Source organism: Oscillibacter sp. 1-3, from assembly GCF_000403435.2.
Classification (GTDB): Bacteria; Bacillota; Clostridia; order Oscillospirales; family Oscillospiraceae; genus Oscillibacter.
Genome location: NZ_KE159711.1, coordinates 57,587 through 65,920 on the forward strand (window position 1 = coordinate 57,587; position 8,334 = coordinate 65,920).

General features: G+C 56.3%; 8 protein-coding genes and 1 CRISPR repeat array. All 8 genes read right to left on the reverse strand.

Features of this window, described 5'->3' with window-relative positions; genetic code table 11:
* Positions 1-25: 25 nt before the first annotated feature.
* Positions 26-1,398: direct repeats of the CRISPR family, unit length 33 nt; unit sequence GTCGCCCCCCATGCGGGGGGCGTGGATTGAAAT.
* Positions 1,399-1,588: 190 nt separating this feature from the next.
* Positions 1,589-3,124: an acyl-CoA carboxylase subunit beta gene (locus C816_RS18590; RefSeq protein ID WP_016323957.1), complete on the reverse strand. Its 1,536-nt coding sequence runs from the start codon at positions 3,122-3,124 to the stop codon at positions 1,589-1,591.
* 113 nt (positions 3,125-3,237) lie between these two features.
* Positions 3,238-3,456, reverse strand: a complete 219-nt coding sequence (locus tag C816_RS18595) for an acyl carrier protein (protein ID WP_016323958.1) — start codon at positions 3,454-3,456, stop codon at positions 3,238-3,240.
* A gap of 116 nt (positions 3,457-3,572) precedes the next feature.
* Positions 3,573-4,328 carry an SDR family NAD(P)-dependent oxidoreductase gene (locus C816_RS18600; protein WP_016323959.1) on the reverse strand — a complete coding sequence of 252 codons (756 nt, stop codon included), beginning with the start codon at positions 4,326-4,328 and terminating at the stop codon, positions 3,573-3,575.
* A 1-nt stretch (position 4,329) separates the two neighbouring features.
* Positions 4,330-5,445, reverse strand: coding sequence for a 3-oxoacyl-ACP synthase III family protein (locus tag C816_RS18605; RefSeq protein WP_016323960.1), 1,116 nt, complete (start codon positions 5,443-5,445; stop codon positions 4,330-4,332).
* 101 nt (positions 5,446-5,546) lie between these two features.
* Positions 5,547-6,221 carry an MBL fold metallo-hydrolase gene (locus C816_RS18610; protein WP_016323961.1) on the reverse strand — a complete coding sequence of 225 codons (675 nt, stop codon included), beginning with the start codon at positions 6,219-6,221 and terminating at the stop codon, positions 5,547-5,549.
* On the reverse strand, positions 6,196-7,275 hold the full coding sequence (locus C816_RS18615) for a 3-oxoacyl-ACP synthase III family protein (protein ID WP_016323962.1): 1,080 nt from the start codon (positions 7,273-7,275) through the stop codon (positions 6,196-6,198). Before C816_RS18615 ends, C816_RS18610 begins: the two co-directional genes overlap by 26 nt.
* Positions 7,272-7,505 carry an acyl carrier protein gene (locus C816_RS18620; RefSeq protein ID WP_016323963.1) on the reverse strand — a complete coding sequence of 78 codons (234 nt, stop codon included), beginning with the start codon at positions 7,503-7,505 and terminating at the stop codon, positions 7,272-7,274. Before C816_RS18620 ends, C816_RS18615 begins: the two co-directional genes overlap by 4 nt.
* A 10-nt stretch (positions 7,506-7,515) precedes the next feature.
* Positions 7,516-8,334 (reverse strand): GNAT family N-acetyltransferase (locus C816_RS18625; protein WP_016323964.1); only part of this gene is annotated, 819 nt, incomplete at its 5' end.

An 8,334-nucleotide genomic window follows, 5' to 3' on the forward strand; every position in this document is an offset into this window, starting at 1 on the left:
CCTGGAGCGCGTCCAGTAGGTCATCGTCGCCCCCCATGCGGGGGGCGTGGATTGAAATAGTGCGAACGAAATCGTTGGATTGGGCTTTTGAGTCGCCCCCCATGCGGGGGGCGTGGATTGAAATGTGAAGGTTTTCCGCGCCGGAGGCTCCGGCCTCGTCGCCCCCCATGCGGGGGGCGTGGATTGAAATTCATCGATACAAAAGAAAACGAGGGTTTCCGGGTGGTCGCCCCCCATGCGGGGGGCGTGGATTGAAATGTGAAATTGGCGCAATCATGATGAATTACACGCCGTCGCCCCCCATGCGGGGGGCGTGGATTGAAATCTCTTGAACCATTCTTTCTTTTTTAATATTGGCAGTCGCCCCCCATGCGGGGGGCGTGGATTGAAATAACTGTTGCGGATATACGTTAATCACCTGCAGGAGTCGCCCCCCATGCGGGGGGCGTGGATTGAAATTGTCCCGCAGGGCTGGCGGGTGCTCCGTGTACTTTGTCGCCCCCCATGCGGGGGGCGTGGATTGAAATAATTCCAAGTCCCGGAATAGTTCGGTCAGCTCCTCGTCGCCCCCCATGCGGGGGGCGTGGATTGAAATAATTCTCCAGCTTCTCCGCGTCCAGCCTGATGAAGTCGCCCCCCATGCGGGGGGCGTGGATTGAAATTCGCCTGGTGACGGACCGGACCCAGGCGGACGTGGTCGCCCCCCATGCGGGGGGCGTGGATTGAAATCTCTTTGTTATGGTCCTATTATACACGCAATGCGGTCGCCCCCCATGCGGGGGGCGTGGATTGAAATAATGATGGCGGCGCGGTCCTTGGTCTCGCCCGTCAGTCGCCCCCCATGCGGGGGGCGTGGATTGAAATCCAGGCTTCCGGCTGTCATAGTAGTACTCCCGCGTCGCCCCCCATGCGGGGGGCGTGGATTGAAATCAGGATGTGCTGCTGTGTGACGGACACGGAGCCGGTCGCCCCCCATGCGGGGGGCGTGGATTGAAATATCAGCCTGTCCTGGCCGTTTAGAGCTTGGGACAGTCGCCCCCCATGCGGGGGGCGTGGATTGAAATATCGGGAACAGGCTGCTGGCATGGCTGCTAACCAGTCGCCCCCCATGCGGGGGGCGTGGATTGAAATACCTCCACATCGACCGCGCTGATGATAACCGTGAGGTCGCCCCCCATGCGGGGGGCGTGGATTGAAATTCGGACTGCTGCGCCTCATAGATCCGGCTGGCCTGGTCGCCCCCCATGCGGGGGGCGTGGATTGAAATTCATAGGTGGCGTTCCGGGACAGGGAGGCGATGAGTCGCCCCCCATGCGGGGGCGTGGATTGAAATGCCTGATAGGCAGGGTCTTCCAAAGCCTCCCGCAGTCGCCCCCATGCGGGGCATAGATTGAATTGACATACTGAATATGCCTTGGCCGTCCCAGTAAAAATAACCCCATATAATATTACCTCAACATAAAGCGGAAAAAGTTCTCGGCCGCGGTGCTGCCGCGTGAGGGCACCGAACATCCTCGGACAAATGCCTGTAAAGGCGAACCCGTCTCGGTCAGCGCGGCAGCATCAGGCTTGATCCATTTTTGCCTTTTTACAGAGGGATATTTCCATGCTTTTTCCAGGGTGTTGTCCTTTCCTTCTTCTCCAGCATTTCCAACGCAGCCAAAATCCGTTTTCTTGTATCCTCCGGCCGAATCACTTCGTCAATAAACCCCCTGGCTGCCGCAATATAGGGATTCATAAACAGAGTCTCATATTCCTCCACCAGCTCGTCCCTGCGCTTTGGAGCCGCACGGAGCTCCTTCCGGAAAAGAATCTCCACCGCTCCCTCCGCGCCCATCACCGCCAGCTCCGCGATAGGCCACGCAAAGACCATATCGGCCCCCATCCGTTTGCTGTTCATGGCGATATAGGCTCCGCCATAGGCCTTGCGCAGCACAACGCTAATTTTAGGAACAGACGCCTCCGAAAAGGCATACAAAAGTTTCGCTCCGTGACGGATAATCCCATTATGCTCCTGCTCTTTTCCCGGCAGGAAGGCCGGAACATCGATCAGAATTAACAACGGAACATTGAAGCAGTCGCAGGTGCGGATAAAGCGCGCCATCTTATCGGAGACATGGTAATCCAGCGATCCGCCCATATACGCAGGCTGGTTGGCTACAATGCCAACGGTTCCGCCGCCTAAACGCCCAAAGCCGACGACGGCGTTTCGGGCCCACTCGGCCTGAACTTCAAAGAAGCTGTCCCTATCCAAAACGGCATCAATTACCTTATGTATGTCATATGCCTTCCGGGGATTTTGCGGCACGAGTTCCTGCAGTCCGGCGCAGTCCCCCGGTACGGCGCCAGCTATGCCGGGGGGATTTTCCCGGTTATTTTGGGGCAGATAAGTGAGAAGCCTCCGCACTCCTTCCAGACAGGATTTGTCATCAGGGTAGGTGAAATGGGACACGCCGCTCTCTGTGGCGTGGACCCTCGCTCCGCCCAGCTCCTCCACCGTCACCGTCTCACTAGTTACGGTTTTCATGACTTGTGGCCCAGTAATAAACATGTAGCTGCTTCTTTCCACCATAAAGATGAAATCGCAGATAGCGGGAGAGTAGCAGGCTCCACCGGCGCAGGGTCCCATGATTACGGCAATCTGCGGGATCACTCCCGAGGCCTCCGTGTTGCGCAGGAAGATGCCGGAATAGCCGTTAAGCGAGTGAAGCCCTTCTCCGATCCGCGCTCCCCCGCTGTCGTTGACGGTAATGAGCGGCGCGCGCATCTCCAGAGCCATGTCCTGCAGCTTGCAGATTTTCAGGGCATGGGATTCCCCCAGTGTCCCGCCGAACACGGTAAAATCCTCAAAGGCCGCAAAGGCAAGCCGCCCGTGGATTTTTCCATACCCTGTGATAACGCCGTCCCCGGGAATCCGCTCCTGCTCCGTGCCAAAATCCAGGGGGCGGGACTCGATCAGCCCGCCAATCTCTGTAAACGTGCCGGGGTCAAACAGAATATCCATCCGCTCCCGTGCAGTCAGCTTGCCCGCAGCGTGCTGCTTCGCCATGCGCGCCGCACCCCCGCCGGCCCGGGAGGCCGTCTCCCGTCTCTCTAACTCCTCAAATACCGCCTTATCCCACATCCGGTCAATATCCTCCAGTTATCGTCATTATAAGTTCTTCACTGCGCCCCGGAAAACTGGCGGCAGGGTCGGGAGGCCTTTGAAACGGCCTCCCGGCCCTGCTGCCTTTGGGTTTACTCCATGTAGCCGAGTATATCCGCTACGGTTTTCAGGGACTTCAGCTCCTTGCCGGAAATCGTCTTTCCGAATTCCTCATCCAGCATGGCGATCAGCGACAGCATGGCCAGGGAGTCCCAGGACTCCATGTCGTCCAGAACGGTCTCCGGGTTCAGGGCGCCCTCATCGGTATCCAGGGTCTCTTCCAGCAGAGCAAGTTTTTTTGTCAGTTCCATGTTTGTGTTCTCCTTTGCATTTCAAATTTTAGGTATCTGTATGGGTCACAGCCGGACAGCTGAACCGACCAATGATGTTTTGCAGATCGCATCTGCCAAAATTGGAAAAGTAACGTCTAAAAGACAAAGTTATCGTTGCCCCCTATGTCCCCCGCCGTGATCTGGATTGCCTGTCCGGTAATCTTTTTGCTGGCATTGCTCAGCAGGAAAAGGACCGCATCTGCAATATCCTCAGGCATTAGCTTCCCTAATGGATAACGCCCCTCCTCCATTCGTTCCAGATACGCCGCGCCCATCGGCGTATCCGCCATAGCTGGACAAATGGTATTCACTCTGATCCGACGTTTAGCCAGTTCCTTCGCAACCCCAATAGTTATTGAATTAATGGCTCCCTTCGTTCCCGCATAAATGGACTGCCCTTTAGTAGGCATAAATGCGGCCATGGAGGAAATGCTGACAAACGACGCTCCATCCCGGCTGATGCGGCGAGACGAAAACACTTTCAGGATTCCGTAGAGGGAAAACAGATTTGTCCGGAAAATCTCCAGCAATAAGGGCTCCCTGATTGCTGTAATAGGGCCAAGTGTGCTGACTCCCGCAGAGAATACGCAGCCATCCAGCTTTGCGCCGTCCAGCTCCACCGCGTCTTCGACCACAGCCCGAGCCGCGTCAAAGTCCGACACGTCACAGGGCAGAATCGTACGGCGGCCCTCCGGGATATGTCCGGCCGTTTCCTCCAGCCGCTCCATGTTCCGGCCCACCAGAATGACGTTCGCGCTCTGTTCGCCCAATTGGATGGCGCAGGCGCGGCCAATACCGGAGGATGCGCCGAACACTATGATTTTTCTCCCGTCAAACTCTTGCTGGATCATATCAGTCCTCTCCTCCCTCCTTAGTAAAATAAGAGAAGCTGTCAATGCCGTCATCAAATACCGCCGATGTTTTGACAACCGGCAAAACTACGCTCAGATCCAGTTCAAAACCGGCCAAAGCAACATTCAGCCCAACACCGAAAGCCAGATTCAGAATTCGCTTCATTCCCTTATGCAAGTTCTCCCTCTGGACATAATCACAGATGTTCATCGCCGTACTGGACCCTCGTGTGTTTCCGTAACGGTTCAAAGACCAGAGGACCTTTTCCGCAGGCGCCTGGACCCGTTTTGCCACATTGTCAACAATCATTTTGTTTGCCTGGTGGATTGAGATCAGGTCGTAGTCATCCATCTGGCAGTCAAAGTGCGCAAGGAATTCTTTTGTCGCTTTCGGCGCGTCCTTGATGCTGAAGGTAAACACATCCGTCCCATGCATGGTTCCTTTATTATTATAAGCCAATGCGTCCTCAAGCCCTCTGTCCCGATAAAAATCACTAAGCGGATGGCGCTGCATCCCATAAGGAGAAATCAAAGATGGATAGCCCTTCCCTATGGTTCGAATACCCACTTTGATGGGGGCCACAGTCTCTGACACTTTTTCCAAAACCACCGCAACGCCGCAGTCGCCAAAAAGCAGATCGTCCTTCTGCATACCTGGACACTCCACAAAAGAGTCTCCTACCAGCAGCAGAATTTTTTCGCATCCCGCCATTAAATCCGCACAGGCCATCTGGATTCCGAACGGGAAGCCGGAACAGCCGATACTGGAATCATATACAAGGCCGCAGTTGTCCAGCCCCAGGCGGTACTGGATGATGCATGAGGTTGGCGGCGTCATGTAATCCGGTGTCTGCGTGAGAAGAATCAATCCGTCGATGGAATCTCTTTTGATGCCGGTTCTCTGAAAAATTTCCTCTGCAGCAGCCACGCAGAGATCCGCGGCGGTGGTCCCAACACCTACACTGGAATACCTTTCCTGAATGCCGGTAGATTTGCAGAACTTTTCAATCTCTTCCGTCGAAAATTGGGCGGCGTAATTGATGAGCTGTTCGCGATGGTCCGGGACAGCCGCCGCCAGGGCGGAGATTCTCACGTTGGAGAACTCATTAAAATACATAGACATAACACCTTTCTTCAAGTTTGCTCCGGGCGCTTCAAGGGTCTGCCGTCCACCTCCACGTCCCTCCCGCGTCAGAGCACAAATACTGCCCATTCCCGTCACAGCTCTCCGCTGAAAACAGACTCTCCGCCATGTCCGGGAAACAGAATGCTTCCCGGTGAAATGGCCTCCAGACAGGGGCGGGTCTTCTCCTCATAGAGCTTCCGGCTTCCTCCGGGCAGCTGAGTGACCAGCGGCGTCTCCGGAATCAGAGAGTCCCCGGTGAAATACCAGTGCTTTCCCACCTCAATGAGCTGACTCCCCGGGGAGTGCCCAGGGGCCTCCCGCAGGTTCAGCGTCAAGTTCTCCCAGCAAATCTCCAAACGCCCAGTATACGTCCGGTCCGCCCGGCAGGCATATCGCGGCTCCAGGAACCCCTCCAGCGCCGCCTTCTCGGACTTGTCCTTCTGGAGGGCGATTGCCTTGAAATAAGCAGCAAGATTCTTCTTTGGGTCGGCGATTCGCCCGGCACAGCTTTCCGAGCAGACCACCTGGCAGGGCAGCCGCTCCCGCAGCCAGTTCACGCCGGAGATGTGGTCGTAGTGCTCATGGGTCAACAGCACCAGGCAGCTTTCGATCCGGAGCTCCCTCAGCAGCTTCTCCGCCTCCTCTGAAATACAGGGGTCCACAACCAGGCAGGAGCCATCTGCCGGGACCAGGTACATGCTGGAATCGATCACCGGCATAGCGAACCGGTAAACCGGGCGGTCAAAGATCGGATGTAAGCATTTCACAAAATCTCATTCCTCCCAGCTTTACAATCATAGCTCCCCACATAAGTCCAGAGCCAAAGGCGGCGAGGCAGCAGGTCCTCTCCTCCGGAGCCCTGAGCTCCTCCGCCAGATTGTGGACAGCGCACACCGGGATACAGGCCCCGGAGGAGTTTCCAAGCTCCTCCACCACATTCATGGGCATCTTCTCATAGGGGACGCCCAGCTTCTCCGCCAGCTTCCGCAGCATGAAGCGGTTCGGCTGGTGGAAGAGATACCAGTCGATCTGCTCCTTCGTCAATCCGGCATAGGCCAGTGTCTCCTCAATCAAGGGCGGAACCTTCGTCTGCATAAAGTTGAACACGTCCGCCCCCTGCATGGTGAGGTTGTCCAATGCCCGCAGGTTTCCGTCCCCATCCCGGTCCTCCGAACGGGCGGTCTCCGGCGTGCTGGGCATGCGGGAACCGCCTGCCGGGATCATCAGCGCCTGGCCAAGTCCGCCGTTGTTATAAATGACGGTGGGAATGCCGTCCGCCTCCGGATCGTTCTCTACAACAGCAATTCCGGCGGCGTCGCCGATGAGAGGCCAACTGTTGCGGTCCTGCCTGGAGACCCGCTTGCTCAGCACGTCCGTGGCAATTGCCACAGTCTTTTTTCCCGGCTCTAAGTGGTCCAGCAGGAGGAAAGACTCCGTCAGCGCCATCAGGAAGCCCCCACAGCCCTGGCTGATATCCGCACACAACACATCCTCCGGGAGGTCGAATTTTCCATGGAGGATGGAGCTCACCGGCGGAATGAAGTGATCCGTGTAGGAACAGCTCACCACCAATGCGCCGATCTCCTCCCTGCGGAGCCAGCCCTTTTCAAAAAGACAGGCCAGACCGGCTGCGGCCAGGTCCGAGGCGGCCGTGGTTTCCTTGACGATGGAGTGCCGCTTGAAGCCCATCACCTTCTGGAGACGAAGCGTCTGCTTTGCCGGAAACGTGTAATTTCCCACCTCGTCCTCAAAGGCCACGCTGGCGGCCGGAAGCACGCTGAGAAGGCCGGTAATCCGTTTGCCGCGGAAAACTGTTTTCAATCCAACGTCCCCCCGTTTTTTCTGACAGTGGCAGCAATCGCTTCCACGCTGCAAAAGTTTTCCGGCAATACATCCATGCCGTCAATCAGGATATGGAAGGTTTCCTCCAGCTCGCTGATCAGCGCAACAATATCAAAGGAGTCCAGATAGCCGTCATCAATGAAATCCCTGCTGGAGGAAAAATCGAATTCCGGACGTAAGCCGGACAAAATTTGAAGAATGGTTTTCATAAAAATCCCCTTATCTAAAGATTAAAACTGTATCCTCCAGGCCGTCGAAAACCGCGCCGCTTCTTTGCAGCACCCGAACCGAGCGTTCGTTGCCGTCTATCACCCAGACGGTAAAAAAGGAGCAGCTGCCGGCGCAGCAGCCTGGAATATATGGGATCACGAGGGTTCCCAGGCCACGCCCCCGGTATGGAGGCGCCACTAAGGTCTGATAGATGTACAGTCCGCGGGTTCCGGTTCGTTCCAGACATTGGACCGCAGCAATCTCTCCGTTCTCTACGATGCGGTAAACAAGCTGGTCGTTGATCAGCCGCAGAAGCTTTTCTCTGCTGGGCAGATGAGAGACATATGGATCAAAGGTCTCGCAAAGAAGCGAGAATATCGGTTCACAATCCTCTGGAAGCGCAGGCTGAATCACGGCATCCGCCTCTGGATGATACTGAATATTCGTATTCCGCAGCCGCCGCAGGTGCGCGTACGGCGCAAATCCCGCTGTGCAGAGCGCCAGGGAGACCTCTTCGACCCGCTCCGCGCTCCCGACACAGTCTATAATGATCGGCCGGGCACATATCTGTCCCAGCAGCTCCCGCAGGGCGGGGGCCGCTTCCAGGGAGGAAAGGTCCAGATACAGTCTTGTGACACCGTTGTCATCATAAATCAGGGCTATGGCGTGCTCATTATAAATTAGACGAGTGTCCTCACGTTCGGAAAGCTCTGTCAGGACAGTCAGGATTGGGAAATTATTCCACCCTTCCTTCCTTCCTTCCTTCCTTCCTTCCTTCCTTCCTTCCTTCCTTCCTTCCTTCCTTCCTTCCTTCCTTCCTTCCTTCCT